The following is a 23,291-nucleotide window of genomic DNA, read 5'->3' on the forward strand; positions in this document are numbered from 1 at the left end:
GGGGGGGGGGGGGGGGGGGGGGGGGGGGGGGGGGGGGGGGGGGCCGTCCCAGCGGCGGGGCGTCCGGTTGTTCTTAACAACTCCACATGGGGGGGGGGGACTGAGCGCCCCGCGCGCCCCCCCCCCCTCCTGGCTGTTCCACGTACGTACCGCCGTACCCGTCCGGGCGGCTACCTGCCCGTGTGCGCGCCGAGTTCCTTCGCGGCCTCGGTGAGGTCCTTCGCGGTGTCGATCGCCCGCCAGTAGGCCCCGTGCGGCAGCGGATACCCGGCGAGGCGCCGCTCGCGGGCAAGGCCGGGGAAGGTCGTCCGCTCGTGGTCGCCGCGCTCGGGCAGCAGTGTGGTGAACGTCGGGGAGAAGACGTACACACCCGCGTTGATCAGATACGGCGAGGGCGGCGACTCGATGAAGTCGGTGATGTGGCCGAACGCGTCCGTCTCGACCGCGCCCCACGGAATCCGCGGGCGGGCGAGAGCCAGGGTGGCGGTGGCGTCGCGCTCGGCGTGGAACGCGGCCATCTCGCGCAACGAGAAGCGCGTCCAGATGTCGCCGTTGGAGGCGTACCAGGGCTGATCCGGGTCGGGCAGCCGGGCGGCGGCGTACTTGAGGCCGCCGCCGCGCCCCAGCGGCTCGGTCTCGACGACCGTCGTCACGTTCAGCGGGAGATCGGCCGAGGCCAGCCAGTCCTGGAGCACCTCGGCGAGATGGCCGCACGAGACCACGGCGTCCGTGACGCCCTCGGCGGCCAGCCAGGAAAGCTGATGGCCGATGATCGGGGTCCCGGTTCCTGGGATCTCGACCATCGGCTTGGGGCGGTCATCGGTGTACGGGCGCAGTCGCGTGCCCTGGCCACCTGCCAGGATGACGGCCTGTGTCGGATACGTATGCATGCCAGGCACGATATGCCGTGCCCGTGCGTCCACGGTCAGCTGAACCGGGCGACGCCCGAGGCGAACGAGGTGTCGCAGACCGGGCGGGAGAAGCGGTGGGCGCGCGTCGGACCGTACTGCTCGACCGCTGCCTTGCCCAGCGCCCTGGCGATGGACATGCAGTGTCCTGCGAGCGAGGGGCGGGCCTCGACGGCGCGCTGGAGGTCCGTCAACGCGGCACCCGGGTCCTTCTCCTGAAGCTCCACGAGCAGCTTGTCGCGCAGAATGTCCTGCGGGGCGCGGGCCTTGGCGGGCTTGGACACGGTCTCCGATGCCGCGGTCAGCAGCTGGGACTCGGGGCTGGCAGCTGCCCACGGCACGCGGGTCACCGCGAGGGTCCCGGAGAGGACCATGACGACAGGCAGGACGAGAGCGAGAGTTCGGCCGAAGCGGCGCGCGGTGTGGGTCACGCAGGCGAGCGTAGCGGTCAGTGATGATTTGGCGACATTTCGTCACCCTCGCGAGGGATGGTTCGAGGAGTCTTTTCGAATCCCCGGTTGACGAACCCGGGCGAAATGCCCGGTGTGCCGGGGTATTTGTCGACAGCCAAGATCGAAACGCCAAACATCGGCCACCACGCAAACGGCCCCCGCGCCCGTCGGTACGGGTGCGGGGGCCGGACGTTGCGCGGGTGACGTCGGCGGACGGCGTCGGCGGACGGCGTCAGTCGGTGAGGCGCTCACCGGTCGAGGTCGCGAAGACGTGCAGCTCGTCCGGGCGCGGCACGACGTGCAGCTCGGTGCCCTTCTCCGGAACGGCGCGGCCACCGACACGGACGACCAGGTCCTTGTCCTCGCCGCCGACGCGGGAGGAGCCGTAGACGAAGCCGTCGGCGCCGAGCTCCTCGACGACGTTGACCGAGACGGCGAGGCCGGCCGGGGCGTCGGACGAGTCCTTGGCGAGCGACTTCGCGGCGGCGCCGCCGTGCTCGACGATGTCGAAGTGCTCGGGGCGGATGCCGACCGTGACGGTCGTGTCGCCGCGGTCCGCGGCGGCGGTGAGCGCCTCACGGGAGACCGGGACGACGCTGTTGCCGAACTTCACGCCACCGTCGGTGATCGGGACCTCGATGAGGTTCATGGCGGGGGAGCCGATGAAGCCGGCCACGAAGAGGTTCGCCGGGCGGTCGTACATGTTGCGCGGCGAGTCGACCTGCTGGAGCAGACCGTCCTTGAGGACCGCGACACGGTCGCCCATGGTGAGGGCCTCGACCTGGTCGTGGGTGACGTACACCGTGGTGATGCCCAGGCGGCGCTGGAGGGACGCGATCTGCGTACGCGTCGAGACACGGAGCTTGGCGTCGAGGTTCGACAGCGGCTCGTCCATGAGGAAGACCTGCGGCTCACGCACGATGGCGCGGCCCATCGCCACACGCTGGCGCTGACCACCGGAGAGCGCCTTCGGCTTGCGGTCCAGGTACTCGGTGAGGTCGAGCATCTTGGCGGCCTCTTCGACCTTCGCCCGGATCTCGGTCTTGTTCACACCGGCGATCTTCAGCGCGAAGCCCATGTTGTCCGCGACGGACATGTGCGGGTAGAGCGCGTAGTTCTGGAACACCATGGCGATGTCCCGGTCCTTCGGCGGCAGGTGCGTGACGTCGCGGTCACCGATGCGGATCGCACCGCCGTTGACGTCCTCGAGACCCGCGAGCATGCGCAGGGAGGTCGACTTGCCACAACCGGAGGGACCGACGAGGACGAGGAACTCACCGTCCGCGATGTCGATCTCGAGCTGGTCCACCGCGGGCTTCGTGGAGCCGGGGTAGACGCGGGAAGCCTTGTCGAACGTAACACTGGCCATGGCGATGCTTCTCCTCAACCGGCAGGAACGTGCCGGACGATCCGAGTAAGGGAGTGGTCTGGTCCACCGGAGTGAACCTTCCGCGACGCTACCTGGCCATTTGGAATCTGTCAGTAGTCCAGAACACTCGAATATCCCGTCCTGTCCACCCCGGGTCTTTGGTTACACTGCTCCGGAATGCCTCCTTAGCTCAGCTGGCCAGAGCAACGCACTTGTAATGCGTAGGTCATCGGTTCGAATCCGATAGGGGGCTCCGCGAAGGCCAGGTCACATAGCCCGTGACCTGGCCTTTTCGCTTGCTCGGGGGCATGACGCGTCGCAGGCCGAGACGCCGTGGGGTGGCTTGCGTGAGCGATGCGTGAGCGGAGAGCCGCCGCGCTCTACTTCCCGGGCTTCTTCCGCTTCACGTTCTTCTTGCCTTCGGCCTGGGCCTTCTTGGTGCGCCGTGTCTTCTTCCGGGCCTTCGCTGCCTTGCGGGCAACCTCCTCCGCCTTGGCCTTCCGCTGGAGTGGGACCAGCTTGGCGGTGGCCTCGGCCGCGCTCTTCCCGACGTGGGGGAGGACGCTCTGGTAGATGTCCCGGGTGATGCGGGTGTCGCTGTGCCTGAGCGTGTCCGACACGATCTTCGCGTCGATGCCGGCGGCGAGCATGAGCGTCGCGGCTCCGTGGCGGAGGTCGTGCAGCCGTATCGGCGGGAGGCCCGAGGCTGCTACGAGTCGTTCGAAGAGATCGGTCACCTTGCCCGGGTGCAGCCAGGAGCCGTCTTCCTGAGTGAAGACGAGGCCGGTGTCGACCCACGCGGATCCCCACTGCTCGCGGTCTGCGGCCTGATGCTCGCTGTGCCTCTTCAGGACATCGACCGTGGCGTCGTCCAGCGCGACCACGCGGTAGCCGCTGTCGGTCTTTGGCACGGACGTCTCGACACCCCATCCGTCCTGCACGAGCTGTGAGGAGACGGTGAGGGAGTGGGTGTCGAGGTTGGTCTCCGACCAGGGCTGCCCGCAGGCTTCGCCTCGCCGCAGACCGCGGAACGCGATCAGGTGGCACATCGTTTGGGTCTATGAAATTGGCCGCATCGTAGAATTTGGCCGACGCTTGCCCCTTCCTGTGACAGTCAGGGCCGGCTGCATGATCGAAAGTGCAAAGAAGACTAGGTTCGGAAAGATGTCCTCAGTAGGCGACGATCTCGGCCCTCTTCCGTCGGTGGGCAGGACGGTGAAGGCGCGGGCGATCCCCGGTGCGCCGGCCGACGTCATGCGACGCTGCGCCGCCGTAGCCATCGACCTTGCAGGGCATACACGACAAGGCCGTCGGCAGTGTGGTGACCCATCGCCGGTAGGCGGGATCTTCCGTGCCGGATGCGATGGGCGGCGGACGTGTCCAGAAGGGCCGGGACTCAGCAGCTCGATGAGCAACTGCGGGCCCTGGCCGCTTTGCTTGCTCCGCATGTATCCGCAGAGGTGGTGGACGAACTCCTCGGCTACGTGGATGCGTGCGAGGCTGAGGTCGGCCTCGAACAGCTCTGCGACACTCTGTCGGACGATGAGGAGCCGTTGACCGTGGCGGAGGTGGAGCTGATCCGTGAGATCGGCACCGCGCTTGGACTGACCCGCCCGTCGTTCCGCGACCTCGGCGAACTGGCCGTCAGTGACTGACCGAGGTTCGGCAGCGAGGCTGGAGCGCTAGATGTTCTGTCCCGGGAGGTTGTGGACGGGTGAGCCAGGTCTCGGCTGAGGGATCTTGAAGGGGTGTGACCCGGATACGCCAGAAACCCGCCAGAACTTGATCTTGGCCTGCTGAGTGCCTGACGCTGTCGGGGATCTTGGCGATGACGGTCGGCCATGCCCTCGACATCTCAGTCTCCAAGATCCCCGACCTCGTCACCCGCGATCAGCTCTGCGTCTCCTAGCGGCGTCCAATAGCGGCCGCATCGGGTACGACGAGCAGCTTGCCGGTGGTACGCCGAGCCTCCAGATCGCTGTGGGCCCGGGCGGCCTCGGACAATGCGTAGCGGCCCGTTACGGTGACCTCAAGCGCCTTGGAGCGCACCCACTCGAACACATCGGCGGCCCGTCGGAGCAGTTCGGACCGATCGGCGATGAAGTCCCCGAGGCTGGGCCGGATCAGGGTCAGCGAACCGCCGTGGGCGAGCCGAATCGGATCAAACGGCGGCACGGCACCACTTGCCGCGCCGAAGAGCACGAGATGGCCGCGGGTTCGCAGGCTGGCGAGGCTCGCATCGAAGGTGTGCGCGCCGACGCCGTCGAAGACAACCGGCAGTCCCTGACCGCCGTTGAGCCGCCTCACCTCGGCTGCGAGATCGTCGACTGCGGAGGAAAGGATCACCTCAGCGGCCCCGGCACGCTTCGCCAGCTCAGCCTTCGCCGTGGTCGACGTCGTGCCGATCACCCTGCCGCCGAGATGGGTGATGAGCTGGGTCAAAAGCAGCCCCATGCCACCAGCAGCCGCATGCACGAGCACCGTGTCGCCCCCCTGAACCGGGTAGGCGTCCTTGACGAGATAGTGCGCGGTCATGCCTTGGAGGAGCACGGCGGCGGCTGTCTCGAAGCCGATATCGTCGGGCAGCGGCACCAGCCGGGAGGAGTCCACGACCGCCCGCTCGGCATACGTGCCGGGAATCTCCACCCAACCGACCCGGTCCCCGACTGCGACGTCAGCGACGCCGGGTCCAACTTCGACGACCGTGCCGGCGCCCTCAGCGCCCGGGGTGAAGGGCAGCGGGAGGCTGTACCGGCCTTCGCGGTGGTAGACGTCGAGGAAGTTGACCCCGGATGCGGCGACCTCCACGACCGCCTCGCCCGGACCCGGCCGCGGCTGGTCCACATCGACCTCCTGCAGCACCTCGGGACCGCCCACTTCGTACACCTGAATCGCTCGCATGGCCCTCCAATAACGGCTCATCCCCCACCAACCCCGTTGATGGCGATCCGATTCCCGGCAAGCAGGCCAGCCCGCCGCCCCCGCCGAGAGCTCGGCCACTGCGGCGAAGTGAGCGCACCCACCCGGCTGTCCCTGCAACAACTCTTGAACGGCTCCCGCGCTCCGCGCAGGGCCACCGTCCGGAGCCATCGTTGGCCCGTCGGTCTGGCTGAACCCGACCACATGAGCTGTGCGGGCGGCTGGATATCCATGGCCGGGCCGGCTGTTCCTCAGCCGGGGGAAGGAGGTCCTGGTTGCTGGCAGGATGGCTGGATGGACGACGACACCGCGCCTACTCCGGTTGACGAGTTCAGCCTTCGTGCAGCCTGTCCGCCGGCGGTGAGCGAGGCGCTTGAGCGGCTTGCCGCGGCTACCCGCCACGACACTGCGGAGTTCGAGCAGGCGCTGGTTGGCCTGGCGCTCTTGTGCGCGGAGGCCCCTGTTGAGGCCCTGGAACTACTCGTGGCGACTACCGCGGCACAGGACGCGATGTTGCGGCGCGCGGGGATCGAGGGCCTCGGCATCTTCGGCCCCGACGCCGTAGCACACGCGCCGATCATCGCCGCCGCACTGTCCGACCCGGATCCCGATGTGCGGGCGGCAGCGCAGGTTTCTCTCGAATCCGTACTCAGGCGGAACGAGCCCGACGAGAATCTCCGCACTGCTGTTCGCCGAGCAGCCGAGCGGTCAAGCAGCGGCAGCCAGCCGGGGGCGACCGAGACACGTCCTAAGTGATCATTGGGCTGGTTCACGGAGCCAGAGGATCAGTGAGGCCAGGACGACTCCGGCGCGGTAGCGATCGGAGCGCTTGTCGTATCGGGTCGCGATCGCGCGGAACTGTTTGAGGCGAGCGAAGCATCGTTCGACCACGTTGCGGTCGCGGTAGATGGGCAACGGAACAGTCAACCCGCGTGCGTGAGCGCTGCGTGAGCGGACGGGGCGGCACCGGGTGGATGGCGCGGGACGCGCATCAAGCGGCCTAGCTCTCTGACCTGCTGAAATGGGATTCACCGCCACTGCCTGGCACTATCCGTCATGACCTTTCAGGCCCTTGTAATGCGTAGGTCATCGGTTCGAATCCGATAGGGGGCTCTGGAAGGGCCCAGGCCGGAAACTGTCCGCCTGGGCCCTTTGTGATCCCGCTGTGATTCAGCCCCGACAGGAGCCCTCCCGTGCCATCGGACAGTCCGGCCGACGCCCTCACCTACGCTCCGGCCGGTGCGACGTGTCCCGGGGAGGGGCGGTGGGTGACGGAGGTCGCGGGGCACCGGCGCTACGAGAGGACCGTGGTCATCGGGCACGGTGACCGTGACTGGCGTGCGGCGTCCGAGGCCGTGCTGCGGTGGGGGGTCAAGCGGCGCAGCGGATTCCGGGTCACCCCGCTGGGGGGCGCCGGTGAGCGGGTCGCCGAGGGCGGTGAGTACCGGATCACGGCGGGGTGGGGGCCGTTCGTCGTTCATGAGCCGGTGCTGGTCGTGGCCGTCGTCGACACTCCCGACCGGTGCGGTTTCGCGTACGGGACGCTGCCCGGCCACCCGGTCTCCGGCGAGGAGGCGTTCGTCGTGAGCCGGAGTCCGGACGGGCGGGTCAGCCTGACGCTGCGGTCCCTGACGAGCCGGGCGCCCCGGGGTGTGTGGCGGCGGGCCTTCCCCGTGCTGCTGGTCGCCCAGCGGGTGTACCGCCGCCGCTACCTGCGCGCGCTGCGGCAGCCGGTGCCGCGCGAGCGCTGAGCTCAGTGCCTGCCGGAGATCCGGTCCGCCGCCTTCGCGATCGGGTCGGTGCCGGGGCGCGGGGACGTCGTTTCGCGGCGGTCCGCCGTGCGGTAGGCCGCGTACATGCCGTGGACGCCCAGCCAGCGGAAGGGTTCCGGCTCCCAGCGGCGGACCTTGTGGTTCACCCAGGGCAGGGCCGTCAGGTCGGTGGGGCCCGCCTGGCCGGAGTCCTGCTGGATCAGGTCGCGCAGGGTGCGGGCCGCGAGGTTGGTCGTGGCGACGCCCGAGCCGACGTAGCCGCCCGCCCAGCCGAGGCCGGTGGAGCGGTCCAGGGTGACGGTGGCGCACCAGTCGCGCGGGACGCCGAGGACGCCGGACCAGGCGTGGTCGATGCGGGCGCCCGCCGTGGTGGGGAAGAAGCGGACGAGGAGATCGCGCAGTGCCTCGATCGTGGCGGGCTGGGTGCGGCCGTCGTTGTCCGTCTTCGAGCCGAAGCGGTACGGGACGCCACGGCCGCCCAGGGCGATGCGGTCGTCGGCGGTGCGCTGGGCGTACATGTAGGCGTGGGCCATGTCGCCGAGGTTCTCGCGGCCTTCCCAGCCGATGGTGTCCCACACGGATTTGGGCAGCGGTTCGGTGGCGATCATGGAGGAGTTCATGGGGAGCCAGGTGCGCCGCTGGCCCTTGAGGCCGGCGGTGAAGCCCTCGGTGCAGCGCAGGATGTAGGGGGCGCGGACCGTGCCGTACGGGGTGATGGCGTGCTTGGGCTTGATCTCGGTGACGGGTGTCGACTCGTGGATCGTGACGCCGAGGGCCTCCACGGCGTCGGCGAGCCCCTTGACCAGCTTCACCGGGTGCAGGCGGGCGCCGTGCGGGGACCAGGAGGAGCCGACCGCTCCGGTGACCCTGATCCGTTCGGCGGTCTCGCGGGCGCCGCGCAGGACGCGGTCCTTCTCGCCGAAGGCGATCTCGACGGAGTGGAAGGCTTTCAGGCGGGCCAGCTGCGCGGGTGTGTAGGCGACTTCTAGTACGCCGCCCCGGTGGATGTCGGCGTCGATGTCCTCATCGGCGGCGACCCGTACGACTTCGTCGACGGTGTCGTTCATGGCCTGCTGGAGGCGGACGGCCGCGTCGTGGCCGTGGAGCTTCGCGTAGCGGTCGCGGCCCGCGATGCCGTTGTAGAGCCAGCCGCCGTTGCGCCCGGAGGCGCCGTAACCGCAGAACTTGGCTTCCAGGACAGTGATGTTGAGGAAGGGGACGGCCTTCTTGAGGTAGTACGCCGTCCAGAGTCCGGTGTATCCGCCGCCGACGATGCAGATGTCGGCGGTCGCGTCACCCGGCAGTGGTTCGCGTGGGGCGGGGGTGCCCTCCTGCGCGTACCAGAACGATATGCCGCCGTTGACGGTACTGACGGTGCTCATGTTTTCCCTGCTTGTTCGGTGTGCAGCCGAGTCTCTGTGGCGGGACGTTACTGCGCGGTGGCCGGTTTCGTCTCGCCCCGGGGAAGACCCCGTGTCAGCGGGTAGCAGCCGAAGCCGATCAGTACGGCGGTGAAGTGGGTCAGATCGCCGAAGGTCCGGCCGCTGATCAGCGGGATGCCGTGGGCTACGAGCACGGCGAAGGCGTACAGGGCCCGCCAGGGGTGGGGGATGCGGTACGTGAGGACGGCGGCGACCGCCGCGAGCGCGTAACCGGCCCCCATGTCGAGGGTGTGTTCCGCGTACTGCGGTGCGTGGCCGTGGTGGATGGTCCAGGTGAGGACGGCCGCGCCGACGAACGGGGCGATGAGCTGGGCCGCGGCGGCGACCGTGAGCCAGCGCAGGGTGCCGAGCCAGTGCTCGGCGGTGGCGTGGAAGACGGTGAACAGGACGGCGTACAGGAGCCAGTGTGCGCCGTCGATGCGCAGGGCGCCAGAGATGAGGACGCGGACCGGGGTCCGGGCGAGTTCGTGGACGTCGGTCGAGTGCTGCCGCAGGAATTCTTCCTCGAAGTCCGTGGGCAGCCAGTGCGTGGCGGCGGTGGTGAGGAGGAGGAGCGTCAGCCAGATGTACGTGCCCGGGGCGCCGGTGATCCAGTGGCGGACCGCGGTGAGGGCGTGCGCGACCGGACGGTTTCGGGCCATAACCGATTGACGCACGGGCCTACGATCGAGACCGTGATCGACATTCCGGATGAGCTGATCGTCACTCAGTCCATGTACCGCGGCGAGGCCGGGCGGGCGTTCATCGCCGCGCTGCCGGGGCTGGCCGGCCGGTTCCTCGACGAGTGGGGGCTGCGGCTGGACGGCCCCGCCATGTACGGAATGTGCGCGCTCGTGCTGCCCGTGGTGCGGGAGGCGGACGGGCGTCCCGCGGCGCTGAAGCTCCAGGCGCTGGACGAGGAGACGGCCGGGGAGCCGATGGCGCTGCGCGTGTGGGGCGCCGCGGGGGCCGGGGTGGTGGGGCTGCTGGACCACGACGCGGAGACCGGCACCATGCTGCTCGAACGGCTGGACGAGCGGCGCCCGTTGTCCGCGCTGGAGGACCAGCGGGAGGCGGTGCGGGTGCTCGCGGAGCTGCTGGCCCGGCTGACGGCCGTACCCGCTCCGACGGGGCTGCGCGGTCTGGGCGATGTGGCGGGATGGCTGCTGGGCGCGGCGCCCGGAGAGATCTCGACGCTGGCGGACGAGCGGGACCGGCGGCTGCTGGGGGACTGCGCGGCGGCGCTGCGGGAGGTGGCGCGCGAGCCGGGGGACCGGCTGCTGCACTGGGACCTGCACTACGACAACATCCTCGCGGGGCGTGCCGAGGAGGGACGGGCGGGGGAGTGGATCGCCCTGGACCCGAAGCCGCTGGCCGGGGACCCGGGGTTCGAGCTGTTTCCGGCGCTGGACAACCTCTTCGACGCGGAGGAGGTGCTGTGGCGGTTCGACCTGATGACGGAGGTGCTGGGCCTGGACCGTGAGCGGGCGCGGGCCTGGACGCTCGGACGGGTCCTGCAGCAGTCGGTGTGGGCGATCGAGGACGGGGAACGGTCACCGGCCCCCGACCATCTGGAGATCGCCCGGCGGCTGCTGGGGCGGAGGTAGGCCGCAGCATCGCGCACGGGGGTAATTCGCGGCAGCCTTCGGGGGCGCTTGTCTACGCTGCCCCCATGATTCGTAACGCTACCGCCGCCGATGTCCCCGCCATCCACGCCATGGTCCGTGAGCTGGCCGAGTACGAGAAGGCCCTGGACGAGGCCAACGCCACCGAGGAGCAGCTGCACGAGGCGCTGTTCGGCGAGCGGCCCGCCGCGTACGCGCACATCGCGGTCTCCGACGAGGACGGCGAAGTCGTCGGCTTCGCCCTGTGGTTCCTCAACTTCTCGACCTGGCGCGGGGTGCACGGCATCTACCTGGAGGACCTGTACGTACGCCCGGAACGGCGCGGCGGCGGCCACGGGAAGGCGCTGCTCAGGGAGTTGGCGCGGATCTGTACGGAGCGGGGCTACGGCCGCCTGGAGTGGTCGGTCCTGGACTGGAACGCACCGTCCATCGCCTTCTACGAGTCCCTGGGTGCCCGGCCGCAGGACGAGTGGACGGTGTACCGGCTGACGGACGGTGCGCTCGCGGAGCTCGGCGGGCGGTGACGTCGCGCTTCTACGGTACGAGGACGACCTTGCCCATCGTGCCGCGGTTCTCCAGGGCGCGGTGGGCGGCGGCGGCCTCCGCGAGCGGGTAGCGCTGGACCGCCGGGCGCAGCCGGCCCGACGCGGCCTCGGCGAGGGCGCGTTCCTCCAGGGCGCGCAGCCCACCGCCCTTCTGGATCATGACGGGGCCGAGCACGCCCTCGGACGTGATGCCTCGTTCGGCGAGCTCCTCGGGGGTGAAGGCGAGTGCCTGGCCGTCGTGGAGCCCTTCGCCCGACCAGCCGAAGACGATGTGCTGCCCGCCCTTGGCGAGGAGGCCGACGGCGGCGCGCGCGGTGGCTCCGCCCACGGAGTCGTAGACGACCGTGGCGCCGCGGCCCAGCTGTTCGAGGTGGCTCCGGACCTGGCGGGGCCAGTCGGGAAGGGTGTAGTCGACCGCCAGGTCCGCGCCGTTGGCCCGGACGGTGGCGACCTTGGCGGGGCCGCCCGCCAGACCGATGACGGTGGCCCCGGCGTTCCTGGCGTACTGCACGAGCAGAGTGCCGATGCCTCCGGCCGCGGCCGGGACGATCGCGACGGAGTCGGGGCCGAGCTCGGTGAACTGCAGGATGCCCATCGTGGTGCGACCGGTGCCGATCATGGCGACCGCCGCGGCCTCGTCGAGTCCGGCCGGGATCTCGTGGAGCTTGTCGGCGTCGACGACGGTCAGTTCGGCGTAGCCGCCCGGCGCCATGCCGATATGGGCGACGACGCGCTTGCCGAGCCAGCCGGGGTCGGTTCCCTCGCCGAGCGATTCGACGGTTCCGGCGACTTCCCGGCCGGGGATCGTGGGCAGTTCGGCGGGGGCCGGGTACGGGCCGGTCATGCCCTCGCGCAGCGCGGTGTCGAGCAGGTGCACACCCGCCGCCGCGACCGCGATCCTGACCTGGCCGGGGGCGGGGACGGGGTCTTCCGTCCGCTCGTACATGAGGTTCTCGGCCGGGCCGAAGGCGTGGAGGCGGATGGCGTGCATGAGGGCTCCCCGGTTGCTTCTCGGTTGGTGGGACCAGCCTCCGACCTCAAGCGCCCTTGAGGTCAAGTCCTCTTCCTGAACGCCTTTCCACTCCCTTCAACGCGAGCACCGCGGCCTCGATACCGCTGTTGAACGACACCTCGCTGAGCAGCCCGGGGGCCGCGACCTGGTCGCCCGCCAGGAAGATCCCGTCGCCCCGGTCGATGGCCGGACGGTCCCGCCACGTCGTGCCGGGCAGGTCGACCGCGCCCGTCCTGCCGGTGGCCAGCGCCTCGCGCCGCCAGGTGGTGCGCTCGCGCCAGCCGGGGAAGCCCAGGTCGAGGAGCTGCTCGGCGCGGGCGATGCCGTCCGCCCTGGGGGCGCCGGGTGCGATCGGGATCTGGCCCTGGATCAGCTGTTCGCCGGCCGGGGCGAGGGTGCGGTCCTGGGCGGTGAAGCGTTCGATCCAGCCGGGTGCGTCGAGGTCGGAGACGACGAACGCGTCGCCGCGCCGGGTCCGTACCGCAAGGTCGATCAGGGCGGTCCGCCCGCTCTCCCAGGCCAGGGTGGGGTCGCCGAGCAGGGGGCGGGCGGCGTCCAGCGAGGTCGCGACGATCACCGGGCCGTTCTGCGCGAGGGCGGCGAGCGCGGTGGCGTCGACGCGCTCGGTGGTCTCGATCCGTACGCCCAGATTCCAGGCGCGGCCCGCCATCCGGTCGATGACCTGCGCCCAACCGCCGACCGGGTAGCGCGCCTCGGGCGGCAGCGCGGTGGCCCGGCGCAGCCGCTCCTGGACGAACGCGGCGGAGAGCGAACCGGGGTCGTGGTGGAACAGCGCCACCCCCATGTAGTGCGCGGCGGCGCGGGCGCCCTCCTCGCCGACCTGCTCCGTGGCCCAGCCGAGGAAGTCGCGGCCGACGGGGGCCTCCCGGGGGCTGCGGCGGCTCAGTTTCAGCATGGCCGGGGGCGGGACCCTGCGGCGGACGCCGTCGCGGCGGAAGAGGAAGCGGGCCCCTTCGAGGGGCGGTACGGAGGCGATCGGGCCGAGGAGACCGCGCTGCTGGAGCCAGGTCCAGTGGGGGCCGCGGCAGTACAGGGCGTGCGGTCCTTCGTTGGTGAGGTAGGGGCCTTCGGCCGTCCTGGCCCGCCCGCCGAGGGTGTGGTGGGCCTCGTGGAGGGTGACGAGGGCGCCGGATTCCGCGGCGGTGACGGCCGCGGTGAGACCGGCGAAACCTCCGCCGACGACGTGGATGCGCTGCATGTCCGGAGCTCCTTGACCGTGGGGCGACAGGGGACGCTTCTGCGTACGTGACGGTCCGCGGGCGCCGTTCGTGACATCCGCGCCGGGGCGTTGTCAGTGGCGTAGGTCACGATGGGGGAATGGCAGGAACCACGGGCAGGGGCAGCAGGAGTGCGGGCGGCAAGGACGCCATTGCGGCGGCGCGGCGGGCGGAGGTCCGGCTGCCGCCGCTCATCGCGTACGACGGGGAGGAGCTGGAGCCCGACGGGGACTACGACAGCGTGCACTTCGAGGGGGTGGACCTGGCCGACCAGTCGGGTCCGGGCGCGCGCTTCATGGACTGCTCGCTGGACGGCTGCGCACTGGACCGTACGGAGCTGACCAGATCCCGGTTCATCGACTCGGTGCTCACGGGCGTACGAGGTGTGGGCACCGACCTCGCGGGGGCGTCGCTGCGTGACGTGGAGATCGTGGACGCGCGGCTGGGCGGGGTGCAGCTGCACGGCGCGGTGCTGGAGCGGGTGCTGGTGCGCGGCGGGAAGATCGACTACCTGAATCTGCGGAAGGCGCGGCTCAAGGACGTGGTGTTCGAGGGCTGTGTGCTGTCCGAGCCGGACTTCGGGGGAGCCCACCTGGTGCGGGTGGAGTTCCGGGACTGCGTGCTGAAGCGGGCCGACTTCAGTTCCGTACGGATGGAGTCGGTGGATCTGCGGACGGTCGCCGAGCTGGACATCGCGCGGGGCGTGGAGCAGCTGGCGGGTGCGGTGATCAGTCCGTCGCAGCTGATGGAGCTGGCCCCGGCGTTCGCCGCCCAGATCGGGGTGCGGGTGGAGGCGTGAACGCGGGGGGTCTCACATACGGGGGAAGCGGGCCTGGAGGTCCCAGACGATGGGGTTGTCGGCGAGACCTTCGTGCATATCGGCCAGGTCGGCGATCAGGTCGTGCAGGAAGTCGCGGGCCTCGCGGCGCAGGAGGGAGTGGCCGAAGGTGAGCGGCGGCTCGTCACCGGGCATCCAGTCGGCCTCGACGTCGACCCAGCCGAAGCGGCGCTCGAACATCATCCGGTCCGAGGACTCGGTGAAGTCCAGCTCGGCGTACTGCTGGCGGTGCGAGCGGTTGCCGCGGGGGTCCTGGTCGATCTGCTCGACGATGTCGCACAGCGCCCACGCGAAGTCGAGCACCGGAACCCAGCCCCAGGCCGTGGACAGCTCGCGGTCCGCCTTGGTGTCCGCGAGGTAGACGTCCCCGGAGAACAGGTCGTGCCGCAGGGCACGGACGTCCGCGCGGCGGTAGTCGGTCTGCGGAGGATCGGGGAAGCGTCGGGAGAGGGAGTAGCCGATGTCGAGCACGTGTCGATGGTGTCATGCCGGGTGCGGTGGCCTTGGCCAGTGCTGTGACGGACAGGTGTCCCTACGGCAGCAGGCGCTGTTCCTTAGCCACGGCGACCGCGCCGGCGCGGGTGTCGACGCCGAGCTTGTCGTAGATGCGGCCCAGGTGGGTCTTGACCGTGGCCTCGCTGATGAACAGCGCGCGGGCGATGTCACGGTTGCCGAGCCCCTGCGAGAGCTGGCCCAGGATGTCGAGTTCCCGCTCGGTGAGCGTCGGCAGCGGCTTGCGCATCCGGGCCATGACTCGGCTGGCGACCGGCGGGGAGAGCGTCGTGCGGCCCTGCGCCGCCGAGCGGATCGCGGCGAACAGCTCCTCCGGGCGTTCGGCCTTGAGCAGATAGCCGGTGGCGCCCGCCTCGATCGCGCGGGTGATGTCGGCGTCCGTGTCGTACGTGGTGAGGACCAGCACGTGGACGCCGCCGGTGGCCGCGATGCGGCGGGTGGCCTCGACGCCGTCGATGCCCTCGCCCAGTTGCAGGTCCATCAGCACGACGTCCGGGGTGAGTTTGCCGGCCAGTGCGACGGCCTCCTCGCCGCTGCCCGCCTCTCCGACGACCTCGATGTCCGGTTCGCTGCCGAGCAGGGCGAGCAGTCCCGCGCGTACGACCGCGTGGTCGTCGCAGAGCAGGATGCGTACGGCTCCGGGGGCGTTCGAGGTCATTCGGGTTCCTCCGGTGACGGTGACGGGGGCGGGGTGGGCGAAGGGTAGAGGGGGATCGCTGCCGACAGGACGGTGCCCTCGCCCGGTGCGGACTCGATCGTCAGGGTCCCGCCGAGCTGCTGGACGCGCGCCCGCACCGCGGGCAGCCCGTGGCCGCGTACGCCGCCGGGCGGGCGGACCACCGGCGCGGCAGGGGTGAAACCGCGGCCGTTGTCGGCGATGTCGAGGACGACCCGGTCGCCGAGATGGGTCAGGGTCACCGCGGCGGCCGTCGCCTCCGCGTGCTCGCGCACGTTCGACAGGGCTCCCTGCGCGATCCGCAGCAGCGCGGACTGGACCCGGTCCGGCAGCGCCGTGTGCGGGGTGCCCTCCACATGGCAGCGGACGGTGATCCGGCCCTGGACCGTCTCGCGGGCGGCGAGTGCGTGCAGCGCGGCCTCCAGACCGCCGCCCTCCGCCAGATCGGCCGGGGCCAGATCGTGGACGAAGCGGCGCGCCTCGGCGAGATTGCGCTCCGCGATGCCCGTCGCCGTAAGGACATGGCGGCGGGCGGCGGACGGGTCGGCGTCCCAGGTGCGGTCGGCGGCCTGGAGCAGCATCTGCTGGCTCGACAGGCCCTGCGCCAGGGTGTCGTGGATCTCCATGGACAGCCGCTGGCGCTCGGCGAGGGTGCCTTCGCGGCGCTCGGTGGCGGCCAGTTCGCGCCGCGTACGCAACAGGTCGTCGATCAGTTCGCGCTGCCGTGCCGCCTGGCGCTGCATCTGGACGAAGACGGCGGTCGCGACGGCGGCGACGGCGGGCGGGGCCAGCAGCAGGTTCGGATCGAAGCCGTCGGCCAGGCTCAGCTGCGCGGCGACGACGAACACGGTCAGCAGCGCGACGAGGGCGTACGCGGCGCGTGGCGGCAGAATCCGCAGCCCGGTGTAGAAGAGCGGCACCGCGCACCACGCGAAGCTCGGCGCGAGCACGACCAGGACCATCCAGACGACGACCAGGACGCCCAGCCAGACCAGCCGGCGGGGGGTGGGACGGGAGCCGAGCACCGGGCCGAGGAGATAGAGCACAGCGAGGCCGACCGACAGCGCGATGATCCACGGGGTGCGGGCCTCGCCGGGGTGGCGCATCAGGAAGCGTGCGAGCGAGGCGCTGAGCAGCAGGAAGAATGCGGCGTGCATGAGCAGCGCGAGCCACCGTGCGTCGGGGTCCGCGATCGGGTCCGGTTCGCTTCGGTGCTGCACCGCGTACCCCGTGCTCCCTGCCGATGACCTGCGCGGACCCCTCCATGGTTACCCCTTGGGGCCACCCCCGCATCAACCGATCGGCCGATGGGGCCGTCAACCGTCCCGGGCCCCGCGTCGAGCCGGTACGCCGACGGTACGGGGCCGGTTCCGGCCGGAGGATCGATAGCAGAGCGAAACAGCCGAACGACCCACTCCGAGGAGCCACCATGAAGAAGATGTCGCTGCGCACCCGTGTCCTGACCGGCGCCGTCGCCGCCGCCGCGCTGAGCGCCGGAACCTTCGGTGCGATGTCCGCGAACGCCTCCGCCCCGGCCGCGGCCCCCGCGGCGGCCATCGCGGCCGACGCCACGAACGAGAATCTCCAGCAGACCACGCACCTCACCGTGGCCGCCGCCACCGAGGCCGCGCAGGCGACCCTGGACGCCGCGGAGAAGGAGAACCAGCGTGTCTCCGTGGCCGTCGTCGACCGCAACGGCAACACCATCGTGACGCTGCGCGGCGACGGCGCGGGCCCGCAGTCCCCGGAGTCGGCCGTGAAGAAGGCGTACACCGCCGTCTCCTGGAACGCCCCGACGTCCGAGCTGGTCAAGCGCCTGGAGCAGGCCCCGAACCTGAAGGACATCCCCGGCACACTGTTCCTCGGCGGCGGCGCCCCGGTGCAGGTCAAGGGTGCCCCGGTCGCGGGCATCGGCGTGGCGGGCGCCCCCAGCGGCGACCTCGACGAGAAGTTCGCCCGCGCGGGCGTCGCCGCCCTCGCCAACTAACCAGGCCCCGGCACCGAACCGCCCGGCTCACACAGGAGAACGCGCATGAAGGCCCTCGATCACGAACTGCTCGAAGCAGCACGCACCGGCGACACCGATGCGGTGCGGGCCGCGATCGAGGGCGGCGCACGCGTCGACACCCGCGGCGAGGAGCTGCGTACTCCGCTGCTCCTCGCCGTGCTCGGCGACCACATCGAAGCGGCCCGGGCGCTCGTCGCGGCGGGCGCCGACCCCGACGCGCAGGACCGGCGCGAGGAGAGCCCCTGGCTCGCCACCGGCGTCACCGGCAGCGTGGCCATGCTGCACGTCCTGCTGCCGGCCGGTCCCGACGTGACGCTCCGCAACAGGTTCGGCGGCATCTCGGTGATCCCGGCGAGCGAGCGCGGCCACGTCGCGTACGTACGTGAGGTGCTGCGCTGCACGGACTCGGACGTCGACCACGTCAACCGGCTGGGCTGGACCGCCCTGCTGGAGGCCGTGATCCTCGGCGAGGGCGGCCGGGCGCACCAGGAGATCGTCGCGCTGCTGCTCGCCGCGGGGGCGAGGCCCGGCCTGCCGGACGGCGAAGGAGTCACCGCCCTGGAGCACGCGGAGCGGCGCGGCTTCAAGGAGATCGCGACGCTGCTCCGGGGCGCCGGGAGCGACCGATGAGCGCCCGCCGGGCAGTGCTGGCACTCGCGGCGGCGGCGGTACTCGCCGGGTGCGCGACGGGTACGACGAACGGGGCGACGGACCCGGCGACGGGGACCCCGAAGCCTTCGGCGACGACCGCGGCGAGCACCCCCGAGGCGCCCGGCACGTCATCATCGGCGTCGACCGCCCCCGACGGCACCCTCCTCGTCACCGACTTCGGCAGCGACACGGTGACGTTCCTGAACCCCGCCCCCGACTCCGGCGCGCGCGGCCCCGCCGAGGGCTCGGTCGAGGTCGGCACCGCCCCTTACGGTCTCGCCGTAGGCAAGGACGGCCGGGCCTGGGTGGCGACCGCCGAAGGCGTCGCCGTCGTCGACACGGCCACCCGGACCCGGCTCGCCCTCATCCCGTACGAGACGGAGACCGGGCCGGTCACGACCGGTGAGTACCGCGGCGGCGGCATGGGCATCGCCCTCGCCCCCGACGGTGAGCACGTCTACGTCGGAGTCAATGTGCCCGGCGGCAACGGGACGCTGGAGGTCATCGACACCGCGACCCGCGAGGTGACCGACACCGTCCCGGTAGGCCGCCGCCCCTTCGACGTGGACGTCTCGGCCGACGGCCGCGAGGTGTACGCCACCGGCCACGACTCGTTCGACGTCACGGCGGTCCGCACGGACACGTTGAAGAGCCGGCGCATGGAGGTCGCCCCGTACGGCACCGAGGGCGGCCTCGGCTCCTGGCTGAAGCCGCACTACGCCGTCGTACGCCCGGAGGACGGAAAGCTGCTCCTGCCCTTCGAGGGCGAACGGCTCGCCGTCCTCGACCCGCGCACCGGCAAGGTCGCGATCGAGAAGATGACCGCCGACACCCACCAGCACGGCGCGGCCCTCACTAAGGAGGGCACCCTCCTGGTCGTCGGCACCGGCCCGATCGCCTCCGACGACCAGGCCGCCTCCCTCACCATCCGCACCCCGGAAGGCAAGGAGCGCATCGTCCCGCTGGACGGACCGCACGAGGACGTGGCGGTGTCGAAGGACGGCCTTACGGCGTACGTCACCGGCGGCTTCACCCGCGACGGGTACTGGAACGGGATCACCGTCGTCGACCTCACGGGCGACCGCGAGCCGGTCCGGGTCAGCGGGGGCGAGCGCCCTCTCGGCATCGCGGTCCTCTGACCCCCACCGACGCGCCCAATCCGACATTCCGCACATAGGATCACCCGTGTGGACAGGCGAAATCCGATACGGCGAGCGGTGCCGGCCCTCGCCCTGCTGCTCGCCCTGACGACCGCCGCCACCGGCTGCACGGCCGTCGCCGGCGGGCTGGGCGGGGTGGAGGGCAAGCCCGGTGCCGCCGGGCTCCGCGATCCGTACTTCCCGAGGCTCGGCAACGGCGGCTACGACGTCACGCACTACGACCTCGACCTGGATGTGGACGTGGCGGCCCGCCCCGGCCGGGACGAGCTGCGCGGCACCGCGACGATCACCGCCCGCGCCACCCAGGACCTCAGCTCCTTCAACCTCGACCTCGCAGGGCTGGATGTCACGGGCGCGAGCGTCGAGGGGCGCCCGGCCGCCGTCAACCGGGCGGGCAGCGAGCTGACCCTGCGTCCGGACGCCGAGGTCGAGGACCGTCTGCGCGAGGGCCGCACGTTCCGCACGGTCGTCCACTACTCCGGCGCCCCGCGCACGCTCACCGGCGGGGACGAGGCGGAGGAGGGCTGGCTGAAGACCGCCGACGGCTCCCTTGCGCTGGGCCAGCCGACCGGTTCCATGACCTGGTTCCCCGGCAACAACCACCCGAGCGACAAGGCGACGTACGACATCTCCGTCACCGTCCCGAAGGGCCTGAAGGCCGTCTCCAACGGCGAACAGGTCTCCCGACGGACGAACGGGGACCGCACCACGTACCACTGGCGCACCACCGAGCCCATGGCGAGCTATCTCGCGACGGTCGCCGTCGGCCGCTACACCACGAAGAGTTCCAAGACCCCCGAGGGCGTCGACGTGTTCACCGCCGTGGACCCGAGGACGGCACGCGCGAGCGCCCCGGCTCTCGACCGCATCCCCGAGGTCATGAAGTGGGCTGCGGGGAGGTTCGGCCCGTACCCCTTCTCCTCCACCGGCGCGATCATCGAGCGGCCGGAGGACTCCGGATACGCGCTGGAGACCCAGAACCGGCCGGTCTTCCCCGGCACGCCCAGCACCGGGCTCCTCGTGCACGAGCTGGCCCACCAGTGGTTCGGGAACTCGGTCACGCCCGCGACCTGGCAGGACATGTGGCTCAACGAGGGCTTCGCCACGTACGCCGAGTGGCTCTGGGCCGAGGACAAGGAGGACACCCCGACCCGGGAGAGCTTCGACGTGGCCTTCGCGAACGACATCAACTGGGCGTTTCCCCCCGCGGACCCGCCGAGCGACGCGGAGCTGTCCGATCCGCCGGTGTACGGGGGCGGGGCCATGGTGATCGAGAAGCTCCGGCAGACGGTCGACGACGACAAGGTGTTCTTCGGTCTGCTCGCGGGCTGGGCGCGGGAACACCGGCACGGCAACGCGTCGACGGACGACTTCACGGCGTACGCGGAGAAGGAGACCGGGCTGGACCTGACCGAGCTGTGGGACACCTGGCTGTACGGCGACGGGCGCCCGGACGACCCGGACGAGCCGCTCACGCCCTGACGGCGAGCAGGTGTCAGGCAGCCGTCAGCGGCTTGCGCAGGACCGCGCACGGACGGTTCTTCTGCCGGTCGCGGCGGTGCGCGAGGACCTCGTAGCCGAGCGCCGTCCAGAACGCGAGCGCCTTCGGGTTGTTCTCCAGGACCGCGAGCCGCACCCCGTGCCGCCCCGCCGCCCGGAACCGCTCCTCGACGTGCCCCGCCAGTTCCTTCCCGTACCCGGAACGGTGCTGCCCGGCGTCGACCATGAGCAGGCCGATCCATGGATCGGGGTCGGCCGGGTCGGGGTGGTGCGCGAGGGTGACGGCGACGCCCACCAGCCGGCCCTTCGACCGGGCGAGGAGCACTTCGGCGTCCGGATGGGCCAGTTCGTCGGCGAGCGCGGTGGCGACCTGCTCAGGACGGATGTCGTCCGGGTCCGGGAAGTCCCCGCTGAGCTGCTGGAAGGCGCGGTTCGACACGTACAGCGCGGTGAGTTCGGTGAGCAGCGGACCGGGGATGTCGTGAGCACCCGTGCCGAGGCCCAGCGGTTCGACGATCATGCCGCGCACCTTAACGCCCGCGCCGCGCGCGGGAGCCCCCGGCCGACAGGACGCGGCCGGGGGCTCCCGGAGGACCAGGGCCTGCCCGGCGGATCACCGCCGAGGACGCCCGAGCGGTGATGTCAGAGGTTGACGCCGAAGTCCTGGGCGATGCCGCGCAGGCCCGATGCGTAGCCCTGGCCGACCGCGCGGAACTTCCACTCGGCACCGTTGCGGTAGAGCTCGCCGAAGACCATGGCGGTCTCGGTGGCGGCGTCCTCGCTCAGGTCGTAGCGCGCGAGCTCCGTGCCACCGGCCTGGTTGATGATGCGGATGAACGCGTTGCGGACCTGGCCGAAGTTCTGGCTGCGGGTCTCGGCGTCGTAGATGGAGACCGGGAAGACGATCTTCTCGATGTCGGCCGGCAGACCCGCCAGGTTGACGTTGATCTGCTCGTCGTCGCCCTCGCCCTGGCCGGTGACGTTGTCACCGGTGTGGACGATGGTCTGGTCCGGCGTCGCCTTGTTGTTGAAGAAGACGAAGTGGCCGTCGGAGAAGACCTTGCCGGCCGTGTTGACCGCGATCGCCGAGGCGTCGAGGTCGAAGTCGGTGCCGGTGGTGGTGCGGACGTCCCAGCCGAGGCCGACCGTGACGGCGGTAAGGCCCGGTGCCTCCTTGGTGAGCGAGACGTTGCCGCCCTTGGACAGGCTTACTGCCATGGGAAGTCCCTTTCCTCGTCGTATACGGGCTTCGTGCCATCACGAAAACTACCGTCACCCGTCCTAACGCAGGCAACAGACCACGAGGTTCCTGTTCCCTTTACTTTCTTTGCCGAACTTCTGGCCCAATCCCGTCAGCGAGTACGGCAAAAGAAGGTGACGAACAGGCTGTGGGCCAGGGAACATGGGTGTCATGTCCGGGCCCTATGTCATCCGCGGTGCGGTCTCCCTGCCGGAGGCCGAGCTCATGTGGCGTTTCTCGCGGTCCTCCGGGCCCGGCGGGCAGCACGTCAACACCAGCGACACGCAGGTGGAGCTCCGCTTCGACCTCGCGGCGACCGAGTCGCTCCCCGAGGTGTGGAAGGCGCGCGCGCTGGAGCGGCTGGCGAGCAGGCTCGTCAACGGTGTCGTGGCGGTACGGGCGTCCGAGCACCGTTCCCAGTGGCGCAACCGCGAAACGGCCGCCGTCCGGCTCGCCGCACTGCTCGCGGAGGCCACGGCGCCGCCGCCCAAGGCGCGCGTGAAGCGCAGGATTCCGCGCGGGATCAACGAGCGCCGGCTCCGGGAGAAGAAGCAGCGCGGCGACACGAAGCGCGGTCGCTCCGGCCGCGACTGGTGAAGTGAGCCGCGACGTCTGAAGTGGGCCGGGGGCAAGCCCGGCAGCGCCCGACGGTGTCTCAGCCCAGTTGCCGGTAGCGGCCCTTGAAGTAGGCCAGCGGCTCGCCGTCCGCGCTCGGCAGGTCCGCCGTCAGCACCCGGCCGATCACCAGGGTGTGGTCACCGGCCAGAACCCGCTGCTCCGTACGGCACTCCAGCGTGGCGAGCGCTCCGCCGATCAGCGGAGCCCCGGTCACCTCGCCCCGTACGTACGGGATGTCCTCGAACAGCAGCCGGTCGCTGATCCGGCCCTTCATGGCGAACCGGCTCGCGATGTGGCGCTGGCTCTCCGCGAGAACCGAGACCGACCACAGGGGCTGCTCGTCCAGCAGGTCGTCCATCCGGGAGTCGTTGCGCAGGCTGACCATGACCAGCGGTGGGTCCAGGGAGACGGACACGAAGGCGGTCGCCGTCATCCCGACGTCCTCGCCGCGGCCGTGCTCGTCGAGCGGCGGCTCCTGGGCGGTGATCAGCACCACGCCGGCGGCCAGCCGGGCGAGGGCGGCGCGGAACTCGTCGTTGCTCACCCCCTCAGCATGGGGGATGGGTGCGGGGCGTGGGGTGGGGGGCTTCGTCTGCAACACATCGGGCACGCTAGTGCCGTGGCGTGCCCGGCCGCATCGGACCAGGGGACCAGCCAGGTCCTAGGACCCCGGGAGCATGCAACGAACCGCAAGATGCTTGGAAACGGACCGCAACCGACTGCAACGTACAGATTTGCGTTCAAGAAAACGACGGACGGCCCCAGAGGTGTCCCCCATCCCCTTCATCACCTGTTGTGACTTGGCTCACAGAGGGCAATATTTGTT

At 70.9% G+C, this 23,291-nt stretch carries 25 protein-coding genes, 1 tRNA gene and 2 pseudogenes; 12 read left to right on the plus strand and 16 right to left on the minus strand.

The window, feature by feature from the left end; genetic code table 11:
* Window positions 1-170: 170 nt before the first annotated feature.
* The 3 genes from ACWGO0_RS29025 to ACWGO0_RS29035 all read right to left on the minus strand — a co-directional run bounded on the left by ACWGO0_RS29025 (window position 171) and on the right by ACWGO0_RS29035 (window position 2,729).
* The gene (locus tag ACWGO0_RS29025) at window positions 171-890 is read right to left on the minus strand and encodes a nucleotidyltransferase family protein (protein ID WP_453541370.1); all 720 of its coding nucleotides are present in this window, start codon (window positions 888-890) and stop codon (window positions 171-173) included.
* A 35-nt stretch (window positions 891-925) separates the two neighbouring features.
* A complete protein-coding gene (locus ACWGO0_RS29030; RefSeq protein WP_453541373.1) occupies window positions 926-1,339 on the minus strand; it encodes a hypothetical protein in 414 nt (137 codons plus the stop codon).
* Between the two features lie 253 nt (window positions 1,340-1,592).
* Window positions 1,593-2,729, minus strand: a complete 1,137-nt coding sequence (locus ACWGO0_RS29035) for an ABC transporter ATP-binding protein (RefSeq protein WP_453541375.1) — start codon at window positions 2,727-2,729, stop codon at window positions 1,593-1,595.
* 179 nt (window positions 2,730-2,908) lie between these two features.
* Between ACWGO0_RS29035 and ACWGO0_RS29040 the strand changes: the two genes are divergently transcribed.
* Window positions 2,909-2,982: transfer RNA gene (locus ACWGO0_RS29040), tRNA-Thr, on the plus strand.
* Between the two features lie 127 nt (window positions 2,983-3,109).
* Here the strand turns inward: ACWGO0_RS29040 and ACWGO0_RS29045 are convergent.
* Window positions 3,110-3,778, minus strand: a pseudogene (locus tag ACWGO0_RS29045) (site-specific integrase); the annotation flags it as partial.
* Window positions 3,779-4,105: 327 nt separating this feature from the next.
* On the opposite strand from ACWGO0_RS29045, the gene ACWGO0_RS29050 reads away from it, so the two are divergent.
* On the plus strand, window positions 4,106-4,384 hold the full coding sequence (locus ACWGO0_RS29050; protein WP_453541378.1) for a MafI family immunity protein: 279 nt from the start codon (window positions 4,106-4,108) through the stop codon (window positions 4,382-4,384).
* A gap of 250 nt (window positions 4,385-4,634) precedes the next feature.
* On the opposite strand, the gene ACWGO0_RS29055 is transcribed toward ACWGO0_RS29050, so the two are convergent.
* Complete coding sequence (locus ACWGO0_RS29055) at window positions 4,635-5,630, minus strand: quinone oxidoreductase family protein (protein ID WP_453541380.1); 996 nt, start codon at window positions 5,628-5,630, stop codon at window positions 4,635-4,637.
* Between the two features lie 312 nt (window positions 5,631-5,942).
* On the opposite strand from ACWGO0_RS29055, the gene ACWGO0_RS29060 reads away from it, so the two are divergent.
* Window positions 5,943-6,404, plus strand: a complete 462-nt coding sequence (locus ACWGO0_RS29060) for a hypothetical protein (protein ID WP_453541383.1) — start codon at window positions 5,943-5,945, stop codon at window positions 6,402-6,404.
* Here the strand turns inward: ACWGO0_RS29060 and ACWGO0_RS29065 are convergent.
* Window positions 6,405-6,557, minus strand: a pseudogene (locus tag ACWGO0_RS29065) (IS5/IS1182 family transposase); the annotation flags it as partial. It abuts the gene before it with no gap.
* 284 nt (window positions 6,558-6,841) lie between these two features.
* Here ACWGO0_RS29065 and ACWGO0_RS29070 point away from each other — a divergent pair.
* Window positions 6,842-7,399 (plus strand): DUF1990 family protein, encoded by a 558-nt coding sequence (locus ACWGO0_RS29070; RefSeq protein ID WP_453541386.1) that lies wholly within the window; start codon window positions 6,842-6,844, stop codon window positions 7,397-7,399.
* A 2-nt stretch (window positions 7,400-7,401) separates the two neighbouring features.
* On the opposite strand, the gene ACWGO0_RS29075 is transcribed toward ACWGO0_RS29070, so the two are convergent.
* Both ACWGO0_RS29075 and ACWGO0_RS29080 read right to left on the minus strand, forming a co-directional pair.
* On the minus strand, window positions 7,402-8,802 hold the full coding sequence (locus ACWGO0_RS29075; protein ID WP_453541389.1) for an NAD(P)/FAD-dependent oxidoreductase: 1,401 nt from the start codon (window positions 8,800-8,802) through the stop codon (window positions 7,402-7,404).
* A gap of 47 nt (window positions 8,803-8,849) precedes the next feature.
* Window positions 8,850-9,503 carry a rhomboid-like protein gene (locus tag ACWGO0_RS29080; RefSeq protein WP_453541547.1) on the minus strand — a complete coding sequence of 218 codons (654 nt, stop codon included), beginning with the start codon at window positions 9,501-9,503 and terminating at the stop codon, window positions 8,850-8,852.
* A gap of 72 nt (window positions 9,504-9,575) precedes the next feature.
* Between ACWGO0_RS29080 and ACWGO0_RS29085 the strand changes: the two genes are divergently transcribed.
* Together ACWGO0_RS29085 and ACWGO0_RS29090 are read left to right on the plus strand one after the other, a co-directional pair.
* A complete protein-coding gene (locus ACWGO0_RS29085; RefSeq protein WP_453541550.1) occupies window positions 9,576-10,448 on the plus strand; it encodes an aminoglycoside phosphotransferase family protein in 873 nt (290 codons plus the stop codon).
* A gap of 65 nt (window positions 10,449-10,513) precedes the next feature.
* A complete protein-coding gene (locus tag ACWGO0_RS29090; RefSeq protein WP_453541392.1) occupies window positions 10,514-10,990 on the plus strand; it encodes an N-acetyltransferase family protein in 477 nt (158 codons plus the stop codon).
* A 10-nt stretch (window positions 10,991-11,000) separates the two neighbouring features.
* Here ACWGO0_RS29090 and ACWGO0_RS29095 read toward each other — a convergent pair whose 3' ends face one another.
* Together ACWGO0_RS29095 and ACWGO0_RS29100 are read right to left on the minus strand one after the other, a co-directional pair.
* Window positions 11,001-12,002 (minus strand): zinc-binding dehydrogenase, encoded by a 1,002-nt coding sequence (locus ACWGO0_RS29095; protein WP_453541395.1) that lies wholly within the window; start codon window positions 12,000-12,002, stop codon window positions 11,001-11,003.
* A gap of 46 nt (window positions 12,003-12,048) precedes the next feature.
* Window positions 12,049-13,242, minus strand: coding sequence for an NAD(P)-binding protein (locus ACWGO0_RS29100; protein WP_453541397.1), 1,194 nt, complete (start codon window positions 13,240-13,242; stop codon window positions 12,049-12,051).
* Window positions 13,243-13,361: 119 nt separating this feature from the next.
* Between ACWGO0_RS29100 and ACWGO0_RS29105 the strand changes: the two genes are divergently transcribed.
* Window positions 13,362-14,060 carry a pentapeptide repeat-containing protein gene (locus ACWGO0_RS29105; protein WP_453541400.1) on the plus strand — a complete coding sequence of 233 codons (699 nt, stop codon included), beginning with the start codon at window positions 13,362-13,364 and terminating at the stop codon, window positions 14,058-14,060.
* Window positions 14,061-14,072: 12 nt separating this feature from the next.
* Here the strand turns inward: ACWGO0_RS29105 and ACWGO0_RS29110 are convergent, their stop codons facing one another.
* The 3 genes from ACWGO0_RS29110 to ACWGO0_RS29120 form a co-directional block, all read right to left on the minus strand.
* Window positions 14,073-14,570 (minus strand): hypothetical protein, encoded by a 498-nt coding sequence (locus ACWGO0_RS29110; RefSeq protein ID WP_453541403.1) that lies wholly within the window; start codon window positions 14,568-14,570, stop codon window positions 14,073-14,075.
* Window positions 14,571-14,631: 61 nt separating this feature from the next.
* Window positions 14,632-15,270 carry a response regulator gene (locus ACWGO0_RS29115; protein ID WP_453541406.1) on the minus strand — a complete coding sequence of 213 codons (639 nt, stop codon included), beginning with the start codon at window positions 15,268-15,270 and terminating at the stop codon, window positions 14,632-14,634.
* Window positions 15,267-16,508: a sensor histidine kinase gene (locus ACWGO0_RS29120; RefSeq protein ID WP_453541409.1), complete on the minus strand. Its 1,242-nt coding sequence runs from the start codon at window positions 16,506-16,508 to the stop codon at window positions 15,267-15,269. The genes ACWGO0_RS29115 and ACWGO0_RS29120 overlap by 4 nt, the downstream gene beginning before the upstream one ends.
* Window positions 16,509-16,717: 209 nt before the next feature.
* On the opposite strand from ACWGO0_RS29120, the gene ACWGO0_RS29125 reads away from it, so the two are divergent.
* Genes ACWGO0_RS29125 through ACWGO0_RS29140 form a run of 4 tightly spaced genes read left to right on the plus strand, consistent with a single transcriptional unit; the run spans window position 16,718 to window position 20,589 of the window.
* The gene (locus tag ACWGO0_RS29125) at window positions 16,718-17,275 is read left to right on the plus strand and encodes a GlcG/HbpS family heme-binding protein (RefSeq protein WP_453541412.1); all 558 of its coding nucleotides are present in this window, start codon (window positions 16,718-16,720) and stop codon (window positions 17,273-17,275) included.
* A 45-nt stretch (window positions 17,276-17,320) separates the two neighbouring features.
* On the plus strand, window positions 17,321-17,926 hold the full coding sequence (locus tag ACWGO0_RS29130; RefSeq protein ID WP_453541414.1) for an ankyrin repeat domain-containing protein: 606 nt from the start codon (window positions 17,321-17,323) through the stop codon (window positions 17,924-17,926).
* The gene (locus ACWGO0_RS29135; protein ID WP_453541417.1) at window positions 17,923-19,086 is read left to right on the plus strand and encodes a YncE family protein; all 1,164 of its coding nucleotides are present in this window, start codon (window positions 17,923-17,925) and stop codon (window positions 19,084-19,086) included. Before ACWGO0_RS29130 ends, ACWGO0_RS29135 begins: the two co-directional genes overlap by 4 nt.
* Window positions 19,087-19,134: 48 nt before the next feature.
* Window positions 19,135-20,589: a M1 family metallopeptidase gene (locus ACWGO0_RS29140; RefSeq protein WP_453541420.1), complete on the plus strand. Its 1,455-nt coding sequence runs from the start codon at window positions 19,135-19,137 to the stop codon at window positions 20,587-20,589.
* A 13-nt stretch (window positions 20,590-20,602) separates the two neighbouring features.
* Here ACWGO0_RS29140 and ACWGO0_RS29145 read toward each other — a convergent pair whose 3' ends face one another.
* Entirely contained in the window at window positions 20,603-21,127 is a 525-nt protein-coding gene (locus ACWGO0_RS29145; RefSeq protein WP_453541423.1) for an N-acetyltransferase family protein, read from the minus strand.
* Between the two features lie 122 nt (window positions 21,128-21,249).
* Window positions 21,250-21,825: a TerD family protein gene (locus tag ACWGO0_RS29150; protein WP_453541426.1), complete on the minus strand. Its 576-nt coding sequence runs from the start codon at window positions 21,823-21,825 to the stop codon at window positions 21,250-21,252.
* A 184-nt stretch (window positions 21,826-22,009) separates the two neighbouring features.
* Between ACWGO0_RS29150 and arfB the strand changes: the two genes are divergently transcribed.
* Window positions 22,010-22,444 (plus strand): alternative ribosome rescue aminoacyl-tRNA hydrolase ArfB, encoded by a 435-nt coding sequence (arfB, locus tag ACWGO0_RS29155; protein ID WP_453541429.1) that lies wholly within the window; start codon window positions 22,010-22,012, stop codon window positions 22,442-22,444.
* A gap of 58 nt (window positions 22,445-22,502) precedes the next feature.
* On the opposite strand, the gene ACWGO0_RS29160 is transcribed toward arfB, so the two are convergent.
* Window positions 22,503-23,009 carry a flavin reductase family protein gene (locus ACWGO0_RS29160; RefSeq protein ID WP_453541432.1) on the minus strand — a complete coding sequence of 169 codons (507 nt, stop codon included), beginning with the start codon at window positions 23,007-23,009 and terminating at the stop codon, window positions 22,503-22,505.
* Between the last annotated feature and the right edge of the window lie 282 nt (window positions 23,010-23,291).

It is taken from the genome of Streptomyces sp. NPDC055749 (assembly GCF_053617235.1).

What these genes read in the sequence shown, in the direction of transcription:
- ACWGO0_RS29060 (WP_453541383.1), top strand. Translation starts at nt 5,943, where the DNA reads ATGGACGACGACACCGCGCCTACTCCGGTTGACGAGTTCAGCCTTCGT.
- ACWGO0_RS29025 (WP_453541370.1), bottom strand. Translation starts at nt 890, where the DNA reads ATGCATACGTATCCGACACAGGCCGTCATCCTGGCAGGTGGCCAGGGC.
- ACWGO0_RS29085 (WP_453541550.1), top strand. Translation starts at nt 9,576, where the DNA reads ATGTACCGCGGCGAGGCCGGGCGGGCGTTCATCGCCGCGCTGCCGGGG.
- ACWGO0_RS29100 (WP_453541397.1), bottom strand. Translation starts at nt 13,242, where the DNA reads ATGCAGCGCATCCACGTCGTCGGCGGAGGTTTCGCCGGTCTCACCGCG.
- ACWGO0_RS29035 (WP_453541375.1), bottom strand. Translation starts at nt 2,729, where the DNA reads ATGGCCAGTGTTACGTTCGACAAGGCTTCCCGCGTCTACCCCGGCTCC.
- ACWGO0_RS29090 (WP_453541392.1), top strand. Translation starts at nt 10,514, where the DNA reads ATGATTCGTAACGCTACCGCCGCCGATGTCCCCGCCATCCACGCCATG.
- ACWGO0_RS29130 (WP_453541414.1), top strand. Translation starts at nt 17,321, where the DNA reads ATGAAGGCCCTCGATCACGAACTGCTCGAAGCAGCACGCACCGGCGAC.
- ACWGO0_RS29115 (WP_453541406.1), bottom strand. Translation starts at nt 15,270, where the DNA reads ATGACCTCGAACGCCCCCGGAGCCGTACGCATCCTGCTCTGCGACGAC.
- ACWGO0_RS29125 (WP_453541412.1), top strand. Translation starts at nt 16,718, where the DNA reads ATGAAGAAGATGTCGCTGCGCACCCGTGTCCTGACCGGCGCCGTCGCC.
- ACWGO0_RS29095 (WP_453541395.1), bottom strand. Translation starts at nt 12,002, where the DNA reads ATGCACGCCATCCGCCTCCACGCCTTCGGCCCGGCCGAGAACCTCATG.
- ACWGO0_RS29135 (WP_453541417.1), top strand. Translation starts at nt 17,923, where the DNA reads ATGAGCGCCCGCCGGGCAGTGCTGGCACTCGCGGCGGCGGCGGTACTC.
- ACWGO0_RS29075 (WP_453541389.1), bottom strand. Translation starts at nt 8,802, where the DNA reads ATGAGCACCGTCAGTACCGTCAACGGCGGCATATCGTTCTGGTACGCG.
- ACWGO0_RS29150 (WP_453541426.1), bottom strand. Translation starts at nt 21,825, where the DNA reads ATGGCAGTAAGCCTGTCCAAGGGCGGCAACGTCTCGCTCACCAAGGAG.
- ACWGO0_RS29080 (WP_453541547.1), bottom strand. Translation starts at nt 9,503, where the DNA reads ATGGCCCGAAACCGTCCGGTCGCGCACGCCCTCACCGCGGTCCGCCAC.
- ACWGO0_RS29145 (WP_453541423.1), bottom strand. Translation starts at nt 21,127, where the DNA reads ATGATCGTCGAACCGCTGGGCCTCGGCACGGGTGCTCACGACATCCCC.
- ACWGO0_RS29105 (WP_453541400.1), top strand. Translation starts at nt 13,362, where the DNA reads ATGGCAGGAACCACGGGCAGGGGCAGCAGGAGTGCGGGCGGCAAGGAC.
- arfB (WP_453541429.1), top strand. Translation starts at nt 22,010, where the DNA reads ATGGGTGTCATGTCCGGGCCCTATGTCATCCGCGGTGCGGTCTCCCTG.
- ACWGO0_RS29055 (WP_453541380.1), bottom strand. Translation starts at nt 5,630, where the DNA reads ATGCGAGCGATTCAGGTGTACGAAGTGGGCGGTCCCGAGGTGCTGCAG.